The organism is Candidatus Litorirhabdus singularis (genome assembly GCF_026262625.1).
Taxonomy (GTDB): Bacteria; Pseudomonadota; Gammaproteobacteria; order Pseudomonadales; family Halieaceae; genus Litorirhabdus; species Litorirhabdus singularis.
Window position 1 is genome coordinate 368148 of sequence record NZ_SHNN01000001.1, and the last position, 21491, is coordinate 389638.

General features: G+C 55.9%; 19 protein-coding genes. 5 read left to right on the forward strand and 14 right to left on the reverse strand.

Annotation, left to right across the window (positions count from 1 at the left end; translation table 11 throughout):
* Window positions 1-53: 53 nt before the first annotated feature.
* The 3 genes from EYC98_RS01735 to EYC98_RS21700 all read right to left on the reverse strand — a co-directional run bounded on the left by EYC98_RS01735 (window position 54) and on the right by EYC98_RS21700 (window position 3431).
* The gene (locus EYC98_RS01735; protein ID WP_279243577.1) at window positions 54-1022 is read right to left on the reverse strand and encodes a hypothetical protein; all 969 of its coding nucleotides are present in this window, start codon (window positions 1020-1022) and stop codon (window positions 54-56) included.
* A complete protein-coding gene (locus EYC98_RS01740) occupies window positions 1019-3163 on the reverse strand; it encodes a carbohydrate-binding family V/XII (protein WP_279243578.1) in 2145 nt (714 codons plus the stop codon). Before EYC98_RS01740 ends, EYC98_RS01735 begins: the two co-directional genes overlap by 4 nt.
* Window positions 3164-3257: 94 nt before the next feature.
* On the reverse strand, window positions 3258-3431 hold the full coding sequence (locus tag EYC98_RS21700; protein ID WP_420887156.1) for a DUF3604 domain-containing protein: 174 nt from the start codon (window positions 3429-3431) through the stop codon (window positions 3258-3260).
* Between the two features lie 167 nt (window positions 3432-3598).
* Here EYC98_RS21700 and EYC98_RS01745 point away from each other — a divergent pair, with 167 nt between their 5' ends.
* From EYC98_RS01745 to cuyA, 3 genes are all read left to right on the forward strand, one after another.
* A complete protein-coding gene (locus EYC98_RS01745; RefSeq protein ID WP_279243579.1) occupies window positions 3599-5410 on the forward strand; it encodes a DUF3604 domain-containing protein in 1812 nt (603 codons plus the stop codon).
* A 65-nt stretch (window positions 5411-5475) separates the two neighbouring features.
* On the forward strand, window positions 5476-6237 hold the full coding sequence (gene cuyB, locus EYC98_RS01750) for a cysteate racemase (RefSeq protein WP_279243580.1): 762 nt from the start codon (window positions 5476-5478) through the stop codon (window positions 6235-6237).
* A gap of 2 nt (window positions 6238-6239) precedes the next feature.
* Complete coding sequence (gene cuyA, locus EYC98_RS01755; RefSeq protein WP_279243581.1) at window positions 6240-7250, forward strand: D-cysteate sulfo-lyase; 1011 nt, start codon at window positions 6240-6242, stop codon at window positions 7248-7250.
* A 67-nt stretch (window positions 7251-7317) separates the two neighbouring features.
* On the opposite strand, the gene fusA is transcribed toward cuyA, so the two are convergent.
* Window positions 7318-9402: an elongation factor G gene (fusA, locus tag EYC98_RS01760; protein ID WP_279243582.1), complete on the reverse strand. Its 2085-nt coding sequence runs from the start codon at window positions 9400-9402 to the stop codon at window positions 7318-7320.
* 448 nt (window positions 9403-9850) lie between these two features.
* On the opposite strand from fusA, the gene EYC98_RS01765 reads away from it, so the two are divergent.
* Window positions 9851-10687 (forward strand): SDR family oxidoreductase, encoded by an 837-nt coding sequence (locus tag EYC98_RS01765; RefSeq protein WP_279243583.1) that lies wholly within the window; start codon window positions 9851-9853, stop codon window positions 10685-10687.
* On the opposite strand, the gene EYC98_RS01770 is transcribed toward EYC98_RS01765, so the two are convergent.
* The 7 genes from EYC98_RS01770 to EYC98_RS01800 form a co-directional block, all read right to left on the reverse strand.
* On the reverse strand, window positions 10680-12221 hold the full coding sequence (locus EYC98_RS01770; RefSeq protein WP_279243584.1) for an FAD-dependent oxidoreductase: 1542 nt from the start codon (window positions 12219-12221) through the stop codon (window positions 10680-10682). The two genes, EYC98_RS01765 and EYC98_RS01770, sit on opposite strands and share 8 nt — an antisense overlap.
* 3 nt (window positions 12222-12224) lie before the next feature.
* Entirely contained in the window at window positions 12225-13178 is a 954-nt protein-coding gene (locus EYC98_RS01775; RefSeq protein WP_279243585.1) for an alpha/beta fold hydrolase, read from the reverse strand.
* On the reverse strand, window positions 13175-14854 hold the full coding sequence (locus EYC98_RS01780; RefSeq protein ID WP_279243586.1) for an N-acyl-D-amino-acid deacylase family protein: 1680 nt from the start codon (window positions 14852-14854) through the stop codon (window positions 13175-13177). Before EYC98_RS01780 ends, EYC98_RS01775 begins: the two co-directional genes overlap by 4 nt.
* A gap of 2 nt (window positions 14855-14856) precedes the next feature.
* The gene (locus EYC98_RS01785) at window positions 14857-15111 is read right to left on the reverse strand and encodes a hypothetical protein (protein ID WP_279243587.1); all 255 of its coding nucleotides are present in this window, start codon (window positions 15109-15111) and stop codon (window positions 14857-14859) included.
* Between the two features lie 4 nt (window positions 15112-15115).
* Complete coding sequence (locus EYC98_RS01790) at window positions 15116-15340, reverse strand: hypothetical protein (RefSeq protein WP_279243588.1); 225 nt, start codon at window positions 15338-15340, stop codon at window positions 15116-15118.
* Window positions 15341-15424: 84 nt separating this feature from the next.
* Window positions 15425-15937 carry a twin-arginine translocation signal domain-containing protein gene (locus tag EYC98_RS01795; RefSeq protein WP_279243589.1) on the reverse strand — a complete coding sequence of 171 codons (513 nt, stop codon included), beginning with the start codon at window positions 15935-15937 and terminating at the stop codon, window positions 15425-15427.
* Between the two features lie 98 nt (window positions 15938-16035).
* Window positions 16036-17061, reverse strand: coding sequence for an AraC family transcriptional regulator (locus tag EYC98_RS01800; protein ID WP_279243590.1), 1026 nt, complete (start codon window positions 17059-17061; stop codon window positions 16036-16038).
* Window positions 17062-17202: 141 nt separating this feature from the next.
* On the opposite strand from EYC98_RS01800, the gene EYC98_RS01805 reads away from it, so the two are divergent.
* Window positions 17203-18672: a flavin-containing monooxygenase gene (locus tag EYC98_RS01805; protein ID WP_279243591.1), complete on the forward strand. Its 1470-nt coding sequence runs from the start codon at window positions 17203-17205 to the stop codon at window positions 18670-18672.
* Window positions 18673-18696: 24 nt separating this feature from the next.
* Here the strand turns inward: EYC98_RS01805 and EYC98_RS01810 are convergent, their stop codons facing one another.
* The 3 genes from EYC98_RS01810 to EYC98_RS01820 form a co-directional block, all read right to left on the reverse strand.
* The gene (locus tag EYC98_RS01810; protein WP_320415536.1) at window positions 18697-19527 is read right to left on the reverse strand and encodes an NAD-dependent protein deacetylase; all 831 of its coding nucleotides are present in this window, start codon (window positions 19525-19527) and stop codon (window positions 18697-18699) included.
* Window positions 19528-19591: 64 nt separating this feature from the next.
* Window positions 19592-20431, reverse strand: a complete 840-nt coding sequence (locus EYC98_RS01815) for a pirin family protein (RefSeq protein WP_279243592.1) — start codon at window positions 20429-20431, stop codon at window positions 19592-19594.
* A gap of 12 nt (window positions 20432-20443) precedes the next feature.
* Complete coding sequence (locus EYC98_RS01820; protein ID WP_279243593.1) at window positions 20444-21436, reverse strand: glutathione S-transferase family protein; 993 nt, start codon at window positions 21434-21436, stop codon at window positions 20444-20446.
* Window positions 21437-21491: the final 55 nt, after the last annotated feature.

The following is a 21491-nucleotide window of genomic DNA, read 5'->3' on the forward strand; positions in this document are numbered from 1 at the left end:
CCTGGATTTAGCATAGGGGTGCCGCTTTTTTGAGGTTCAGTAGCTGCGAATCCCTAGGGTCTGGTTGCGGGCCGAAAATTGAAGCTCAGCTTCACGAAGCCATTGCTGGAGAAATCCAGATCGGGCTCTTCCACATCGCCATTAACTAACCTCAGGCCACGTAAACCCCCTATACCTGCATCTGCACCCAGCCAAAAGTTACCAAACACGCGGTACTCAGCGCCAAGACCAAGGTCCCAGGCATCTAGATTTACCCCCACTTCGCCCTCCTCCACATCCAGTGACCAGGAGGCACCTGAGGGAGCAGCACCAAGCCGGAACATAATATCGCGGTTAGGTGCGTAAATCACTGCTGGCCAAGGCATGATAGCGCTCAGGGTCCAGCGTTCATTGATCGCCCAGGATGCGCCAAGATACGGTATGTAAAAGTTGTCACCGGAACCCACATCAGCATATGCGCCAAACGCCCACCACAGCGTCTCACTGCTGACATAACGGGCAAAGGCACCACCCAGATATTGCCAGCTCCAGTCGCTATTATCCAAGTCACTGTCGTGGCCCAGCGGCATCACAAATGCCGCCAGCTGCCAGTCAGGGTTTTGCTGACGCATCCAGCCCATCGGCAAGCCAATACTCGCGACGCTGATGTCATTGCGATCATCGTCTTTAACATCAAACTCTGACCAACTCATATAGGCTCCCGCAAACACCGCATCGCGCTTGCCCAACAAGAATGGTATCGCCACCATAGTGGAAAAGCGCTGCACATCGTAGGTTAGTTCCTGGCCGGCGGATGACTCCACGTCTACGTCACCGTAAGATGCGCCACTGACAAATCCTAGCGGCGGAAATGGGGCATTGGAAATCGTTCGTTGAAATTCGAACTCACTGTCCTCAAAACCGTTAATAGTGCGTTGCACAAAACCGCCTGGCGATTCTTCCTCAGCCTGCAAGGGAACTGCGACTGTAAGGCACAGAAGACCCGTCATCATCAGCTGACGGGGACTGAAGATGGGTATCATCGACGTCGGCCTTGACGCATGCCGGAACGGTTCATTTCATGGCGCGTACCGCGCTGACGCGCATCATAGGATCGATTCAGCTCATTGCGATTGATCTGCTGGCGATTGTGGTCGGGCATTTGCTGGGCCCGCGACTGCACCTTTGCTGCCTGCTGAGTACTAACATTTGCAGCCTTGTCACGCGCCACGTTGGCTTTATCAGATTGCCACTGACCGTTACTGCGCTGCTCCCACTCCGAGCCGTTGCGACGCGCCACATTCCCACTGCGGTCCGCAAACACATCGTTAGCACGCGTAGGGGCAGGACGTGCGCGCTTAAGCTCGCTGCGCGCTAGAGCGTTATCAGCGTTCCGCGCACGGTTACCTTCACGATTATAGATATTGGGCCGCTGCGCATTACCGCGGTCGCCCAGTTCCCGATTGACCCGATCACGATTGCCAATATTGACCGAATTACCAATATTAATATCGCCCGTATTAATGACTACCGGGCGGCGATATCCGCCCCCATACCAACCGCCGCGATGATAGGGACTGTTCCAACCACCGCCAAAGCTCATACCCAGGGTGAGAAAGCCATTACTCCAGGTCACCCCAAAGTTCCAACCGGTCCAGGGGTTATAGCCCACATGCAAACCCCAGGTAGGCGGACGCGGATAGTAATAGGCGCCGTAGTAAGGCGGGTAATACCAGCCGGTGCCATACACCGGCACGCCGTAATAAGGGTATGACCACATATATCCGGGTGTGTAGCCCACGTAAACGATTTCCGGAGTCGACTCATAGACCTTCACATAGGTCGTGTTGTAGACCGGAGAGCTAGGGGGAATCTTACCAATTTCATCATCCGGAATAGTATCGGCTACCACCCACGGTCCCTTGGCCATAGTCGCTGTAAACCAGACGCCTTCATCGACCGCATAGTAACGGCCATTGATTGCCAACACCTGAGAGCCCGTATTAACCGCATAGGAAACCTCGGTGCCCTTAATCTTTTCGAACTTGGGTTCGCCGTCATAGCTCACCGTCAGACTGGCTTCATCGCGTTTGATCGCCGTGGTCTGGGGTATGGCGGCATCGAGCATCGCCTGCTCTGCCTCCTCAGTGCCAGCCACAGAAGTTCGCAGCCCGCCTATGTCTGATGCGGGCGGAATATCGCTGAAGCTGACGGGCAATTCATCGGCTCGTACAAATGTCCACGGGCCCTTCTGACTTTTGGAACGGTACCAACGGCCCGACAACAGCACATACATATTTCCGGTTTCTAATTCACGTAACCAGGGAGTCTCGGTATTGCTGACATAAAGCAGGGCACCGCCAGACAACGCTGTCCATTCTGCTTTGCCATTGGTCGCGATAAGCTCAGTGGCTTCGGTTGCCACCACGACTTTATCAACCTTAATACTCTCGCCTGCTTCAGCAGTATCCTCTGGCATCATTTGCAGCAGGTCTGCTGGCGGCTTCGCGTTGGGCTGCCAGGGGCCTAAAGGATCGCTGGAGCTAAACCACTGCGCGCCGCTGCCCATCCAGCTTTGCCCCTTTTTCTTGTCGCGCACAACCAGAAACGGGGTATTCAATGCACGCTCGTAACTGCTGCCCTCGATCGCCGAAAAATGTGGCTTACCATCAAACATCAACAACAGCGCCAGCTCATCAGAGAATATAATAACCGGCGGATCCGTCTTCAACTGTTCCAGGCTGCGCTGCTCAACTTCGGCGGTGCTAAGGCTCGCGGTCAAGCGCTCCAGGGAAAAACTAAGCCCGGCTTCTGGCATGGCAGCTTCCACTACCGCGGTAAAGCGTTGCTCCTGGGCATCGGTAGACTCCGGCCAACCCACTTTAGTCACTTTGATGTCACGCACCAACGCGGTGCCCGCACCGCGATCGGTATCAACGCGGGCGTCAAACCACATCACGCCAAAGATCGGATGATCAACCTCTTCAACTTCAATCGATATGGCCGCACGGCTTTTTAGCACGTTGCCCTGCAGCGACTCGGGCTGCGGCTGGTAGATAACAATGACACCATCTTTAATGCTAACTTCCTGCGGCCACTCCAGCGCCTGCGCTGACACAGACAGCAGCGCGAGCACCACTAGGGCGGCTAAAGGTGCATAGTGCTTGCTATCGAATAACCGCATCGGGTTAACTCCGTCTGTTACCAACTGTTGATGAGACCGGCAGAATACCCTTGCATAGCCGCTAAATAAACAGCCAGCGACGACAACGGGATTCTCAGGACGCCGGTGAGTACCAGATGGGCGAAGTATATGCCCGCTCCTGAGTCTTGAGTTTCACGCTGGCATCTGCTGGCGCCTTGAGACGGACATGGTCATAGACCGTCCAACGCGACTTAGCGGTAGGCAAACCTTGAAAAGGCAATAACGTGTACTTACTTAGTTTATTCATCACGGGTTACTTTGGAAGCAAGAGGATATTGGACAGGTCTACCTTGGAATATACAGCTGAGTCCGATGAATGGATTTTCTCGAGCCAATATGAGTGCACTAGCTACCTTTACTGCGGCTCATTATAGTAGCGTCTGTAATTCCTGAGACTAAGAGAGGTGATACTCCATGCCCAAGCACATACGCACTAGCAGTCTCATGCTGGCGACCCTTTCATTGCTGGCCGGTACGGCACTGGCAGAGGTGACACAGAACAAGGAGCGTAACCTCTACTTTGGTGAAACTCACATGCACACCGCTTATTCGCTGGACGCCTTCATTGGCGGCACCCGACAGACACCCTCCGATGCCTACCGCGCTGCCAAAGGAGAGACCGTCATCGTCAATGGGCAGCCACACAAGGTTCGCCGGCCACTGGACTTTGCTGCAGTGACCGACCATGCCGAGTATCTCGGCGAAATGTATAGCGCACTCAACGCCGACGCGCCGGGACACGACAACCCCTTGATACAGCAACTGCTGGGTCTCCAAGACATCAAACAGCGAGAACAGTGGTTCTTCAAATATGTGATCAGCAATAACCGTGGCGACGAACCAGGCCATACCGACTTTTACGCTGGCGTCGAAACCGAGAAGAGCGGCTGGCAGATTTCTGTGGATGCCGCCGAGGCACATTATCAGCCCGGTGTCTTCACTACGCTGGTCGCCTACGAATGGAGCGCCGCACCCAAGGGGGGCAACCTCCACCGCAACGTCATTTTTCGCGGCGACAGCTTCCCTGAAAAACCTATGAGTTATATCGATATAAATCGCGAAGAGGGTTTGTGGCGCTGGCTACAGGAGTTGGAACAAGAGGGCATCCGAGGGCTGGCGATTCCGCACAACTCCAACGCCAGCAAAGGCATGATGTTCCCGGATCAGGATTCCAGCGGCGACCCCATCGACCTTGAATACGCTCAAATGCGGGAGCACTTCGAGCGCGCCATCGAAATGATGCAAGTGAAAGGTAATTCAGAGGTGCACCGCCAGTTTTGGGCCGCTGATGAATTCTCTGATTTCGAAAATGCCGACTCTATCCAAAACAGCAGCGGCAGGACCTTTGCCAAGGGTAACTTCGTAAGGAGCGGTATTACCAAAGGCCTGGCATTTCAACAGCAGCTAGGCGTAAACCCGTTCAAGCTAGGCTTTACCGGTGGCACCGACAGTCACAATGGCATGATGAGCGACGTCGATGAGGACAACTTTGTAGGTGCGCACGGTCCTGAAGACGGCTCGGTAAAGGCGCGACGCGAAGGCAGCGTTACCGGCTGGATCGATAGCAAAGATCTCAGCATAGGCTCGCTTACCGCTGTCTGGGCAACCGGCAACACTCGCGAGGCGATCTGGGATGCAATGCACGCCCGTGAGACCTATGCCACATCGGGCCCACGCATGGCGCTGCGCTTTTTTGGCGGCTGGCGTTACGCCGATGATATCCACACCCGCGCCGACGTGGTCAAGAAGGCCTATCGTGGTGGCGTACCCATGGGCGGCAGCATGCAAGACGCACCCCGCGGTAAAGCGCCACGCTTCGTAGTCATGGCAAACAAGGACGCCTTGGGCGCCAATCTGGACAGAATTCAGATCGTCAAAGGTTGGGTGGACGCCTCCGGCGAGCTCCACGACCAGGTATTTGATGTGGTCTGGGCGGGTGTTCGCGAGCCGACTGGAAGCGGCAAGCTACCGGCGCTCGGTAATACCGTAGATCTCGCCACAGCGACCTACCGCAATACGATAGGCTCCGCCCAATTGGCGACCGTCTGGCAGGATCCCGAGTTCGATCCAGAGATTCCAGCCCTGTACTATGCCCGCGTAATAGAGATACCAACGCCTCGCTGGACTACCTACGACGCCGTGCGCGCCGGTCTACCCCTGCTTGCAGACGTGCCCGCGACCATTCAGGAGCGCGCCTGGTCGTCACCTATCTGGTACACGCCGTAGCTCATCAACAGAAACTCAATATCGGTCTGCCGCAATGAGTCTCGCTATCGAAGCCAGGTTCTATCATGCATACTCCCCAACCTGATTCAGGCAACCCGGAGAGAGTGAATATGGGACCCGGTACAGACCTTACCGCCGGCGTACTCGGCGGACTCGGCCCTGAAGCCACCGTAGATTTTATGGCCAAGGTCATCGCTGCGACTGATGCCAGCTGCGATCAGGACCACATTCGCCTGTTGATCGATCACAACCCAAAAGTTCCCAATCGCAACCAGGCATTAGCAGGCGAGACGCCCAGCGTGGGGCCTGAGCTGGCTGCCATGGCACAACGACTGGAGCAAGCCGGGGCCGACTTTCTGGTCATGGTATGCAATACCGCCCACGCCTACAGCGACGATATTCGCGCGGCGATCAGTATCCCCTTCGTCAGTATTATTGATGTCGTCATGGATGAACTGTCAACTCACTCTGCGTCGAGGGTGGGCATTATGGCGGCTCAGGGTTGCCTGCAGGCGCAGCTTTATCAGCAGGCGCTGATTCAGGCGAATTGTGAACCCGTGGTGTGGAGTGACGCTGAACTGGCCACATTCATGGAACTGGTCTACCGCATAAAAGCCGGCGAGCGCGACGCCGATATCAGCAGCGCTATAGAAAAACTGGCAGCCAGCCTTGCCTTCTCAGGCGCCGATTTGCTGATTTCAGGCTGCACTGAGATACCGTTGTTCATGGGTGCGGACAACAGTCCTCTGCCCCTACTATCATCCACCGACCTGCTGGTCGCCCGCACTATAGCGCTGGCCCGGCAACAACTTCCCTTAACGAGCTGACTATGCATTTATCACGATTCCCCCGAATTAACCTTGCCCACCTGCCGACACCACTGGAGCTCATGCCACGACTGACCGCACACCTGGGCGGCCCGCAAATCTACGTAAAGCGAGATGACTGCACCGGCCTGGCCAGCGGCGGCAACAAAACTCGCAAGCTGGAGTTTCTGATGGCTGACGCCGTAGCACAAGGCGCCGACACCATCATCACTCAGGGCGCAGTACAGTCCAATCATGCCCGACAAACCGCAGCAGCGGCTGCCAAGGTCGGTATAGCCTGCGAGCTTCTGTTTGAGAACCGGGTGCAGGAACCCAGCGCGGACTACCTGAACTCCGGCAACGTGCTGCTGGACCGCATGTACGGCGCCAAAATCCACCAGCATCCCAAGGCCACTGACATGAACGCGGCAATGGCAGAGCACGCTGAAAAGCTGAGCGCCACAGGCCGTAAGCCTTACATTATTCCGGGCGGCGGCTCTAACCCTATCGGCGCTCTGGGCTACGTCAACTGTGCCATGGAGTTGCTGCAGCAGGCCAATGACCGAAGCCTGCGTGTCGATCACCTGATTCACGCCACGGGCAGCGCCGGCACTCAGGCTGGCTTGGTTGTCGGGCTGCGCGCAACCCATTCAGGTATTCCCGTACTGGGCATTGGCGTCAACGCGGCCCAGCAAGCGCAGGAAGAAAAAGTCTATGACCTGGCCGTGGCCACTGCCGACTACATAGGTGCCAGCGGCTGTGTACGTCGTGAAGACGTGGTCGCCAACTGTGATTATGTCGGCCCAGGCTACGGCATAGCTACCGATGGCATGCGCGAGGCGCTCTTGCTGTTGGCACAACTGGAGGGCCTGCTATTTGATCCTGTATACAGCGGCAAGGGACTGGCAGGCATGATTGACCTCATCAGGCAGGGGCAGTTTGGCCCCGATGAGAATATTGTATTCCTGCATACAGGCGGATCCGTCGGCCTGTTTGGTTATCTGGACGAGCTATTGCCGCCCCCTGGGCAATGATTCTGGCCGTAATACTCACGCACAAAAAAGCCGGCATATAGCCGGCTTTTTCACAGTAACGCTAAGCTTAACCAGCAGCTTTGCGCTCCTTAACTTCAGCAATTACAGTTTCTGACACGGTCTGCGGACACGGCAGGTAGTGCGAGAATTCCATAGAGAACTGACCGCGACCAGAAGTCATGGTACGCAAATGGCCAATATAGCCAAACATTTCTGATAACGGCACATCCGCCTTAATCCGCACGCCGGTAGGACCCGCGTCCTGATCTTTGATCATGCCGCGACGACGGTTCAAATCACCAATAACATCACCAACGTGATCGTCCGGAGTGAACACGTCCACCTTCATGATCGGCTCAATCAACTGCGGAGAAGCTTTTGGCATGGACTGGCGGTAGGCGCCTCTTGCCGCCAATTCAAAGGCGATAGCCGATGAGTCAACCGCGTGAAAACCACCATCGTAGAGCTCGATCTCGACATCCAGTACCGGGAAGCCAGCGACAGGGCCTTCAGCCATCATGCCCCTGAAACCCTTCTCAATAGCCGGGAAGAATTCCTTGGGAACGTTACCGCCGACAACTTTCGAGGTGAAAGCATAACCGGTGCCGGGCTCGCCTGGCTTGATACGGTAGTCGATTTTACCGAACTGACCGGAACCACCAGACTGCTTCTTGTGCGTGTAGGAATCGTCGATTTCCATGGTGATAGTTTCGCGGTAGGCAACCTGAGGCTTACCTACATTCAACTCAACACCGTAGGTACGCTTGAGAATATCGACCTTAACGTCCAGGTGTAGCTCGCCCATGCCTTTAAGGATGGTCTCGCCGGAATCCTCATCGGTTTCGACGCGGAAGGAAGGATCTTCAGCAACCATTTTACCAATGGCGATACCCATCTTCTCAGCGCCCGCTTTGTCCTTGGGAGCAACCGCAATCGAAATTACCGGCTCCGGGAACACCATGGCTTCCAGCGTACAGGGGTGCTTGGGATCACACAGGGTGTGGCCGGTCTGCACATTCTTCATACCCACGATAGCGATAATGTCGCCAGCCTGAGCTTTTTCCAACTCATTACGATCGTTCGCGTGCATCTCAACCATACGGCCAATACGCTCGCTCTTGCCCGTGTAGGAATTAAGAATAGTGTCGCCGCGGTTCAGGGTACCGGAATAAATACGCACAAAAGTCAGTGCACCAAAGCGGTCATCCATGATCTTGAACGCCAGCGCGCGCAAAGGCTCATCAACAGATACAAGCGCTACTTCACCGGTAGCCTCACCTTCTTCATCAGTCAGTGGCTGGGGATCGACTTCTGTAGGTGTCGGCAAGTAATCGACAACCGCGTCCAGTATCAACTGTACGCCCTTGTCCTTGAACGCCGAACCACAGTAGGTAGGGAAGAAGTCCAGCTTGCGGGTGCCTTCGCGAATGCAGTGCTTGATTTGATCTATTGAAGGCTCGTTACCGTCGAGGTAAGCCTCCATGATGTCGTCATCCTGCTCGACCGCCTTTTCAATCAGCTTTTCACGCCACTCTTCTACCAGATCCACCATGTCTTCGGGGACATCGGTAATATCAAACTTCTCGGGGTTACCCGGATCAGGCCAGACGTGGGCTTTACGGGTCAGCAGATCGACCACGCCGATGAAGTCATCTTCCACGCCAATAGGCAGCACCATAACCAGCGGGTTGGCAGCCAGTACGTTCTCTACCTGATCAACAACGCGCAGGAAGTCAGCGCCGACGCGGTCGAGCTTGTTAACAAAAATAATACGCGCTACTTCAGATTCGTTAGCGTAACGCCAGTTGGTCTCTGACTGTGGCTCAACGCCGCCAGAACCACAGAACACACCCACGCCGCCGTCGAGTACTTTCAGCGAACGGTACACTTCGATAGTAAAGTCAACGTGTCCGGGGGTATCAATGATGTTCAGGCGATGGTCCTTCCAGAAACAGGTGGTCGCTGCAGACTGAATGGTGATGCCGCGCTCTTGCTCCTGCTCCATGAAATCTGTGGTTGCTGCACCATCGTGCACTTCACCGGTCTTGTGAATCTTACCGGTGAGCTTCAGGATACGCTCAGTGGTGGTGGTCTTGCCGGCGTCAACGTGGGCAAAGATACCTATATTTCTGTACAGCGATAAGTCAGACATTGTGCTTCTCAATCGTTTGGTGACTGGGGAAAAAAAGAGGGCGCGAGTGTACACGAAAATGAGCGCTTCGGGGAGGGTGTAAATACAGCTATTTTCACGCGCGCCTCAGGGCTGATTCAGAGACCGCCAGTAAGCGGCCTCTGATTGAAGGGACTGTGCCTGGCTGCGGAATAATCTTAACATTATCAGAGACTTAAGATAGGAGAAGCTGCAGCGACCACTAAATCCTTATTTTTTTTGTGGTTAAATAGTGTGCAACAGGCATACCAGAGACGGGATTATTCACAGAATCAGACAGCCTTTTGGCGCCAGCGGGAAAGTTTTATCGGCATCAGGTTCAGAAATCTCCGCAGCGCCCCAGACAGGCCCTATAATCGTCACCCACCGATAGCCAACCCCGGCGTAACAGCTGCCAACAAATCCTATACAAAGGAGTGATTCCACCGACATGACAAACTATCTCACCGACAAAGTAATCATTGTTACCGGCGCTGCCGCCGGTTTTGGCAAGCTGGTTAGCGAGAGAGCCGCTGCGATGGGCGCCAAAATCGTCGCATCAGACATCGACTCAGCGGGGCTTGATACGCTGATCGCTGAATTGACCACTGCCGGTCACGCCGCTGTGGGTGTGCAAGCCGACGTTAGTGACCGCCAGCAGATGAAGGAGTTGGCGGCCGCAGCAGTCTCAACTTTTGGCCGCATCGACATTTTGCTCAACAATGCCGGCATTATGCCGCTGGCCTTCTACGCGGATCACGCCGACGCAGCGGCGGCCTGGGACAAATGTATTGATATCAACTTCCGCGGCGTGCTCAACGGCATCACCGCCGTCCATGATCAAATGCTGGAGCAGGGCCGGGGTCATGTCATTAATATGTCTTCTATCTATGGCAACGCGCCGGTGGCTGGCGCTGGCGTCTATGGCGCCACCAAAGCGGCAGTCAACTTTTTGTCAGAGTCGCTAAGAGTCGAATCCCAGGGCAAGATCAAGGTCACCATCATGAAACCGACCGGTGTCCCGGGTACCGCCTTGGGTGCGGGTATCATTAACCCGGCCGCTCTGGCAGGTATTCTGGGCGCTAACTATGAGGGCTACCTGGAGAAGTTTATAGCGATGCTAGGTGGTGAGTTGGACGAGACCTCTACCAATCCGGAAAGCATCGGTTATTTTGCGCTTGCGCCGGAGTTCGTGGCGGACCAGATTCTTTACGCCATGAATCAACCCTGGGGCGTCTCTATCGGCGAGCTTACCGTGCGCTCAGCCGGGGAGTCTTACGTCATTTAGCAACGCCAGTCGGGTTGGCACTGTCGTCTTGTACCGGCAAGCCCAACCCAGCTACCAGAGCGTGCATATCCAGGCGGGCGGGACCTCCTACAATCCGCTCTGCCGCATTGCGTTTACGGCCCCTGAGCATATACCGGTAAACCGTCCACTGAATGCGCTTGCTGCGCAAAAATTCGCCGGGCTTCTCGAGCAGGTGAAAGGTTCGCATGACGCCGCGCACCACATGCACATCATGTTTGACGGCAGCGCCCAGTGCATCGCCAAAGGCCAGCGCGAACCACTTCTTGAAAGAGCGCGGTTGATGCAGTAACCGTCCCTCGTAAGCCGCTACCGCGCGTTTAATGCCGGCGCGGTCTTCATCCAGACTACTTTTAAAGATGGGCCGAATCTGTTCCTCAGTGCGCGTTGCAAACTCTGTCGCCCGCTGCGCCGAATCATCACTGCCGGCAATCACCTCCGCCAGAATGTGCGCATGCTGCATGCCAATGCTGCAGCCACGGCCGTAGAGCGGATTGGTTCTTATGGCAGCATCGCCCACCGCGAAGAAATTCAGCGCTACCGGGCGTCCCTCTGACACATAATGGCGCCACACTGCCTGAATACCAGCCATCCCAAAGGGTTCTGTAGTCGGGTTCATGTGCGCAGGCTCTAACCAAGGTGCTATGCCCGGAATACTGCGGGCAATGGCATCGAAACCTTCACCAAAACGCACCGCATGGCGCAGCTCAGTCTCCGCCAATGGCAGACAAAGAATCACCGCAAAATTGCCATCATCACCGGGGAAAACACCATACTTAAGATAAGCCAAATCACCAGCAGCGGGTTCTTCACCATGCCGGGGCGGCTCCTCGCAGCCCGGATTGAGCCGGTAGTGCCGGGTAAAATAAACGATCTCGGCATCGTCGCGGGTTTCTTCCACATCGACATCCAGAGCTTTGAACCAGCGAGGAAAACGACTACCACGACCGCTGGCGTCTATCACAATATCAGCCGCAAACGTGTTCTGCTGGCCTCCCTGACTATATTCCAGGCCGCGCAGTACCAACAGACCATCAGCAGCTTCATCACTGATAAAGCCCAGTACCGTGGTATCGCTGAGAACAGTCACATTGGTCAGACGCTGCACATAACGCCGCAGCACAGTTTCAACGATGGCGCGTCGACACATGAGTATCCATAGCTTTTCGTCACCGGGCTGGGGCTGATACTGCGGCAGCAATTCCGGCCTGAGCATATCAATCAGGTCAATGCGCCGGGCGCCGGCCTGATAGAGCTCCTCCAGCAGGTCAGGGTAGTGATCTTGCAGTAGGTTACACATCAAACCTAAAAACGCGTGAGGATGACGAAACTGCGCCGCGCCGCGTCGCTGCCAGTGATAAAAGGCATGATCACCGCTGCCATCAGGCAGAGTTTCGTCACGCTCAAATATGGTCACGCTGTGGCCTTGCTGTGCCAGAGCCAGACTGACACACAGACCGCAAATACCAGCGCCCGCTATAGCTACCCTTTCCACTTGAGCTGGAGACTCGACCATTAACTAAGCGACCTCTTTTAAGAACCTGAGTAATATCTCATTGACCGCAGCGGGGGCTTCCTGCTGGGTCCAGTGCCCCGCACCGGGTATCAATTCATTGATACGCAAATCAGTCACATACTTGGGCATGTCTTCTAGCGCCGCCGCCGCCATCATAATCACCCCGTCTTTATCTCCGGCGGCAAACATAGCGGGTTGCTCGATGATGGTCGGCAGATCAGCGGTAAGCTCCCAGGTCAAATTCAGATTTCGATAATAGTTTAGTGGCCCACGAAATCCGCTGCGGGTGAATTCCTCGACATAAAAATCAAGGTCCTGGGGCGTTATCCAGTCGTGCAGCACACCCGGGTCGTGCAGACCGGTGAACATATCATCGTCGGGCCCCTTGGTCGGCAGCGACTCTAAATCCACGTGCGCCGATGCCAGATGCAAAAATTTGCGCAGCGCCACGATAATATCAGCCTCGAATTCAGCCTCGGCAACTCCCGGCTCCTGAAAATAGAGCTGGTAGAAGAACTGTCCCTTGAATATTTCCTTGAGCATATCCAGCGGCGGCACTCCACCGCGCGGCGCATACGGCACGGACAAGGCCCCTACCGCGCTAACCTGGGCGGGATAATGTGCCGCGCAGCTCCATGCAGTGGGCGCACCCCAGTCGTGGCCGATGACCACTGCCGTCTCGTAACCCAGCGCCGCAATCAAACCAATAATGTCCTTCACCACTTCGACCTGGTTGTAGGCGCTCACAGCCTGCGGCTTATCGCTCTTGCCGTAGCCACGCATATCCGGCGCGACCACGTGATAACCGGCCTGTGCCAGCGGCTCGAACTGATGCCGCCAAGAGTACCAGGACTCCGGAAAACCGTGCAGCAACAATACCAGCGGGCCTTCGCCCTGTTCAGCGATGTTGAGTTCTATACCGTTGGTGGCAACGCGCCGTTGTGCAATCCCTGTCATAGAGCCTGTACCGGACCCGGCAGCACTGCGCCTTCCTTCGCGGGCGTATAACCACTGTCCTGCTGGTAGCTGACTGCACCGCCAATTATCACAGTGTCTATGCCAACAGCATCACGCACATATCGGTAGCCATCACCCGGCACGTCCTGCTTAAAGTACTCGGGACCACGGTCGATGGTGCCCGCATCAAAAATAGTAATGTCGGCAACGTAACCGGTTTGCAGCAACCCGCGCTCGGGTATACCCCAGATCAACGCCGTGTCCTGAGTGATTTTCTTGACCGCCTGCTCGAGCGTCAAGGCCCCGCTGTCACGCACGAATTGGCGAAACAGATGCCCGGTGTCACCGAAGGTGGAGAATGACAATATATGAGCACCCCCATCACTGGCGCCAATATGCACGTGGGGGTGGGCCAACAACTCACCGACCTTGGCAACATCATTGTGGCCCATGTCGGCCGCCAGAAAGTGCGCCTGCAGGTCCTCTTCCAGCGACAAATCGATCATCACATCAATCGGGGTACTGCCGCGTAGCTCCGCTATCTCTTCCAGTGTCTTACCCACCAGAGCCTGATTGGCCTCGGTGCTGACCTGGCGTAGCCGCAAACGCGCCCATACAGAAGCCATTGACGCCGCCTCCGCGATCAGTTGCGCACGGGTATCGGCATCGGACAGCGCGGCGATCACATCTTCACGGCTGCCAAAACGGATAATGCCATACCAGCTGGGTAGCCTTATAAAGAGCAAGCTGGGCACTTCCAGACAAAAACTGATATCGACAGGCCGAGTCTGCACCTGCAGCCAGACTCGCGCGCCCCGCTCAAACTGGTGATCAATTCTCGCCATAATACGGTCGACACCGTCAAAGTCACCGGCATTCACAAACAACGGCGACAGCGTGGTGGGAATACCGTGCTTTAGTGACAACTCCGCCAATTGATCGATGCGAGCAATGGTCAGGTCAGTGTCGTAAAACTCATGTACGATTTGAACAATACGCCCGAATTCGCCCAGTGTGGCACACAGGGCATCCAGCTCTTCGGTACTGGCATAGCGACAGGGTACCGGCTGCATTTTTTCATCAAAGTCGACAAAGCTGGTGGACATACCCACCGCACCGGCCTCCAGGCAGCTGCGCAACAAGTCCTGCATCTGCTCGCACTCGGCCGCAGTGGCGGCCCGCTGATCTGCTGCAGCGCCCATTACCCATAAGCGCAGCGCGCTATGGCCGACCAGTGGTGCGACATTAATACTGAGATCGCTCTGGATGCGCTGCAAGAACTCATCGAAGGTTTCCCAGTTCCACACCACGCCCTTTTCGAAAGCGATGATCGGCATTTCCTCAATTTGATTAAACATGCCCACCAATTTCATGCGGTGCTCAGCGCGCAGCGGCGCCAGCGACAGCGAGCAGTTGCCCGGCACTATGGTGGTCACACCATGTTCTATGCTCGGTTTGGCATAACCGTCCCACAGTAACTGGGCATCAAAGTGAGTGTGCGGATCAATAAACCCCGGCGACACAATTTTGCCCTCAGCATCAATAACGCGCTCGGCGGCGGCATCAACTCTACCTATCTGTACAATTCTGCCAGCCTTTATCGCAATATCGCCGACAAAGCCGGGCATACCTGAGCCGTCTACGATACGGCCATTTTTGATCACTATATCCAACATGATTATTGCTCTCGCTCGTTATGAGTATTATGAGATTCAATCAGGGCTGCCTGTACCTTCTGCCAGCCCTGCCCTTCCAATTGTTCCAGTGTAGTGGCGTTGCAACTGCGCATTAACAGCTCCGCAGCCACCGCTCCTAGCGGCACATCGCTGGTACCACCGTTGCTGTAGCGAATATTCACGACTAACTCAGCATGACCCTCGTGCGCTGCGGCGACTCTTGCACCGTTAATAACAGCACCTGCAATAACAGCCACTGGCCTATGCGGCCTGTGGCGGCTCAAGAAATATAACGTCGCTGGGGAGTATGGGATTATGCTCGTGAGGCGACCCCGGCGCTGCTGGCGGCCGCATGAAGACGTGCAAATTCCAGCTCTGTAGCTGGCCAACGGCTTCTTCGCCGCCACCGCCCAGTTCGCGCTCGGCTATAATTTCCCAGCTATCACCTGCGCTGGGGAACAATGATTTTCTCGGTATCGATGACATGTTTTATTATCCTTAAGATCGAAACAGAAGACAGACAAGTTAACCGATTATGCGCTGAATGTAGAGTCGCTGCGGCTAACCGTTTCAATCGCCAACAGGGCGATAGCGCAGAATAACGCGGGTTCCTGCGGCGTACTGCTCCATAAAGCGCTCCTCCCACCCAGGCCATTCCTCGGGGTAACGCTCGGCAAAGCTAGTCATCAGGCGCTGATAGGTGGCAGGGGCACTATCGACGGACACCTGTGCCAGAAACTCCGGTGCATTGCGATAGCGGCCCAGTGACCGCCACACCGGCCCGTAGTCGCCGACCCAAATGCGCGCCTGCTGCAGACCCTGCCGCTGAGCTGTGGCCTTCCAGGTTGTGGTTTCGCTGCAAATAATCACGTCACCACCGTCGACAAAAAACCAGACCTCTCCGTGGCAGCGACTTTCCTCACCATCGGATTTAAGTGGCGAGATATACACTAAAGGGCTCTCTGCCAAAGCCGCTTTGCCAGCAGCCGACACTTGATAGGCGCTGGCCAACCGCGGCAGAGCAGCAGCAGCTACCAGGGCCGCGGAAGTTTGTAATAGCTGACGTCGCGTAATAGGCTTCATGGTCTTGGTCCCTGACTGATTGAGACCCGAGTATAGTCCAGACCTGCAGAAACCTCAGCGCCCGCGGTCTACCAAGGCCTCACTGGGATCAGCGCGTTTCATCTGGTTAATACAGCGGTCTGTGCCGCCACAGTGCTTTCACGCCAGGCTCGCGGCGAGACACCAAGCCACTGTCGAAAAGCACGCCGAAAAGCAGAGGCATCGCTGAAACCTAACTGCGCCGCAATCTCAGCAATCGCCAGTTCTGTTCTCAGCAGCAGCTGCTCGGCATTATCACGCAGGCAGCGTTCACGTATCTCGCGAAACGAGGTACCGGCCGCCGCCAGATGACGCCGAAAAGTCGACAAAGGTATACCCAGGCTGGCGGCCAAGGCCGCTTGGCCAGGCACGGCTTCACTCTGCCTGATCGCCGCATGCAGCAGCGCCGCGACCTGTTGCGGCAAACTGTTAGCGGTAAATTCAAAAACGCCACAGGGAAACACGGCAAAGAACTCCGCAAAGTCGCCCTGGCTGCGAACTACAGGCAGCTCCAGTGCGCTGCGGTCAAACACCAGGGTGTAGCGTGTGCCTCCGGCCAACACCGGCGCGCGGAACAATTTCAAAAAAGCGATAACGTCATCGCGTTGAATAGCGCCGATACCAACCTGGCGCAACGGCAATTCAACCCCGGTTAGCCACTGAAACAGCTGTTGGAAGGCAAACAGGCCCGTGATATCCACCAGGCTACTGGCAGTGGTGGTGGCAGGACGTAATGAGTCTAGATAGAAGGTTGCGCTATCACCCTCCTCACGCAACCCGGTGCGTCCGGCGCGCGGGTCCAGCATGGCGCAAAAGCTCTCACAGATCGCTATCGCTTCGGCCAGATTAACGGCTGACAGCGTGCTGCGGCACATTAGCTCAACCTCGCCACGGGACATGGGCGAGTGCTCAGCGGCACCGGCAACCTGCGCCTCCAGCAGCTGCACCACGTCAAGATAATAGCGAGTGAACTCGGGTAAGGATTGAATCCGGGCAGCCGGACTATGCAAACCCATACCGGCCAGTTCCTGTTCCAGCAGCTGCACCAAGGGCGCAAAGGCCGTCTGCTGGACCTCGCTAAGCCCCATGGGCTGATTGTTCAACATGTCGCCAGCTCCCATCAAACGCCATAAGCAGCATGATAGATTTGGACACTTATGTCACTGTTATCGGTCACTTTAGTCCTATTGGTAGGTCTAGTTGCAGATTATGGTATCCATCCACTATCAGCGACTGGACCCAAAGACATGGCACAACACGACAAAAAAGCGATCGTAATCGGCGCCGGCATGGCGGGTATTCTGGCCGGCATCAAATTGAAAGAAGCGGGTTTCGCCGAGGTAGCGATCTACGAAAAGGCCGACCGCATCGGCGGCACCTGGCGCGAGAACACCTACCCGGGGCTCACCTGCGACGTGCCCTCCCACCACTACACGTACACCTTTGAACGCAACCCTGACTGGACCCGGCACCTGTCTCCAGGGGCAGAGATACAGGCCTATTTTGAGCATGTGGTGAAAAAATATGATTTGGAGGAATTACTACACTTTAACCAGCAGGCCACCAGTGCCGAGTTTATCGACGGTCGCTGGCAGCTAACCTTCAGCGATGGACACACCGACAGCGCCGACATTCTGATTGCCGCCACCGGGGTATTACACAAACCCAGATTTCCCGATATCGAAGGGCTTGGCAGTTTCCAGGGAGATTGCTTCCATAGCGCCCGCTGGGACCACAGTGTGTCCGTTGAAGGCAAGCGCATTGGCGTCATCGGCAATGGCTCAACCGGGGTGCAGATTATCTCCGCTTTGGCTGGCACCGCCGCCAAAATCGAACACTACGTGCGTCACCCACAGTGGATCATGCCAGTAGAGAACGGGCACTTTTCTGCGGCCGAGCGCGCCTCCTTTCAGGACCCTGAAGTACTGCATGAGGCAATGCAGTTTGAGATCTACAACAGCGGTGTTGAGCGCTACACCATGGCGATCGTTGATATGGAGTCCGAAGGCGCGCGGGAAATGGGCGATATCTGCCGCAACAATCTGGAACAGAGCGTCAGCGACCCCGAACTACGCGAACGACTGCGCCCGGACCACGCACCGCTGTGCTACCGGCTGATTTTTTCACCCGACTACTATCAGGCCATCCAACACCCGAATGCTGCGCTGGTCACAGAAGGCATAGAACGCATCGAGGCCAACGGCATTCGCACCCGCGACGGTGAACTTCATGAGCTGGACATTATTGTGCTGGCGACGGGTTTTCACCCTGACACCTTCATGCGCCCAATGAGTTTCAAGGGTCGCAATGGCGCCAACCTCGACACCCTGTGGGCGGACGGCCCCAGAGCTCACCTGGCGGTCACGCTGCCGGAATTCCCCAACTTCTTCATGCTCAACGGCCCCAACGGTCCTGTAGGCAACTTCTCGCTGATCGATATTGCTGAACACCAGTGGAGCTATATCGCTCAGTTTATCGACAAGCTGGTGACCGGCGAGGCTGACGAAATTTCTCCCAGCATTAGCGCCATGCAGCGCTTTGAAACAGAACGTGAGGCCGCAGCGAAAGAGACCGTATGGTTCAAAGGTGGCTGCAACAGTTGGTATCTGGACCATAGGGGCATACCCGCCAGCTGGCCCTGGACCTATTCCCGCTTTGTACAGGAAATGTCAGCACCGGTCTGGCAGGACTTTGAATGCGTTAAACGCAGCGCCTAGCGCACGGTGGCAGACCCGCCTGACTCAGGCGGGACTCATCAGCGCCTCGGCAACTTGCGCCAGTACGCCATCGCAATCCCCGGCGATTTTTAACTGTGCGATAGCATCAGCACGCGTCTCACCCCGATTCAGCAGCGCCAGCGGTTTGCCCAGCTGCGCTGCCAGTCGACAGAAGCGAAAGCTCGAAAATACCGTCAATGAAGAGCCTACCGCCAGCACCCCATCTGCCGCGGTAATCGCGTCATTGATTTGCGCGACTCGCTGTTTGGGAACCGTACCACCAAAAAACACCACATCTGGCATCAGCACGCCGCCGCAAGCTTCACAGGCCGGCACCTTGAACTGGTCGACCACATGCGCGGCTACATCCGCATCGCCATCTGGCAACAAAGCCCCTGGCTGGCGGGAAACATTCGGGTTGAAGCGTTCCAGTTGCGCTTGCAACGCTTCGCGGTGGACCTGCGCCTCACAACTCAGGCAGCGCACATTATCCAGCCGCCCGTGCAAATCAACCACCTCGCGATGACCGGCACGCTGGTGCAACCGATCCACATTCTGCGTCACCAACAGGTCAATGAAGCCAGCCTGCTCCAGCTGCACCAGAGACCTATGACCCGCACCCGGCTGTGAATTACGTACCGCCGGCCAACCCGCCAGGCTGCGACTCCAGTAGCGCTGTCGTACCTGCGCACTATCAATAAATTCCTGATGTTTAATCGGATCGCTGCGCAGCCAGTTACCCTGATCATCACGGTAGGTGGGTATGCCACTGCGAACAGACATCCCTGCTCCGGTGATTACCACCAGACGCCGATTCTGCCGTATAAAATGGGTTAGCTCTGCAACCAAACTCAAATACCTATCGCTTAATCAACTGTTGCAGTCTATACGTCCGCGATCGCCCAGCGGACCGCAGCACTCAGGCGACAAAGCGCCCTTCGTTATAATCACTGATAGCCTGCTCGATTTCCGCTTGAGTATTCATCACAAAGGGCCCGTACTGAGCTATCGGCTCCCGCAGCGGTGTTGCCGCCAACAACAGGGCGCGAGCACCCTCTCCAGAAGCCCTGACAGCCAGCGCATCGCCGCGGTGATAAATGCCCAGCTGACCGGCCTGCAACTCGGTGGTGGAGCCTTCAAACACTAACAATAGCACCGTCTGTGTGGGGTCCACCTTTAGTTCCCAGCTGGCGCCCGCCTGGAGATCTACGTCGAGATAGGTTGCACGCGTGGTGTTTTCTGCAACGGGCCCCGTCACCACTGTAACCCCACGGGGAACCGCGCCCGCGATCACTTTAATACGACTACCGCCGCCCAGCTCAAGCACCGGAATCTGATCGCTGGCGTATTCCTGATAGGCGGCAGGCTGCATCTTTTCAGACGCTGGCAAATTCAGCCACAACTGGAACCCATGCAAGAGGCCCTCAGTTTGCTCTGGCATCTCTGAATGGATCACACCGGCACCCGCGGTCATCCACTGCACTCCGCCGCTACTGATAACGCCCTCATTGCCCAGATGATCACGGTGACGCATGGCGCCATCGAGCATATAGGTAATGGTTTCAAAGCCGCGATGTGGATGCGACGGAAAGCCGCCAATGTAGTCGGCTCCGTCCTCAGAATTCATTTCATCCAGCAACAGGAATGGATCCAGTTGCGCATTGACATCACGACCGGCAATACGCCGAATTTTGACACCGTCACCGTCTGCAGTGTCACGAGCGTTGATCACACGTTGCAAGCTTCTGTACTGAGTCATTTTCAGTTCCCCTCAAGCGGCACTAGTGGCTGCACTGGCTAACAACGCCCGCTCATGCGGGCGTGAAAAATCGATTTCCTGTCCCAATGGAATCACACCGGTCGGGTTAATAGTCTTATGGCTGCCGTAGTAGTGCTGCTTGATATACGGCAAATCTACCGTGGCCGCGATACCCGGCTGCTGGAACAGGTCACGGACATACCCCGACAGATTGGGGTAATCCTCTATCCGCTGGCGGTTGGTCTTGAAGTGGCCAAAGTAAACCGGGTCAAAACGCAGCAAGGTCGTGAACAGGCGCCAATCGGCCTCGGTAATATGGTCACCGGTCAAATAGCGCCGGGTTTCCAGGCGCTGCTCAAGCTCGTCCAAAGCGGTAAACAGTTCACCATAGGCGGTGGCGTAAGCCTCCTGTGAGGTGGCGAAGCCAGCTCGGTACACCCCGTTGTTGATAGTGGGGTAAATCAGCTCATTCAGGGCGTCGATCTCCGCACGCAGCTCGATCGGATAATAATCGCTGGTATTGCCGGTAACCCCGTTAAAGGCGCTGTTGAACATGCGGATAATTTCGGCAGATTCGTTGCTGACTATGGTCTCTCTCTGTTTGTCCCACAGTACCGGCACGGTGACGCGACTGGTGAGGCCGGGCCGGGCTTTGTTGTAGAGTTCAAACAGCTTGTCCATCCCGTAAAGGTGATCGGGGTATTCCTCCGAAAAGGTCCAGCCCTGGTCGAGCATCAACGCGTCTACCACCGACACTGATATGATGTCGGACAGACCCTTCAGCTCACGCAAGATCAGGGTGCGGTGCGCCCAGGGGCAAGCCAACGAGACATATAGGTGGTAACGACCAGCTTCCGCCTTAAAACCAGCTGCTCCGCTGGGGCCGGCACTACCATCAGCAGTTATCCAGTTGCGGAAAAGGCTGTCCTGGCGCTTGAACTCGCCCTGATTAGCCTCAGTCTCATACCATTGATCTGCCCATTTTCCATCGACTAACAAGCCCATTTAAACCTCCAATTTTCATAAAATTCAAATAATTTAATTCAATGGGGTTAGTATA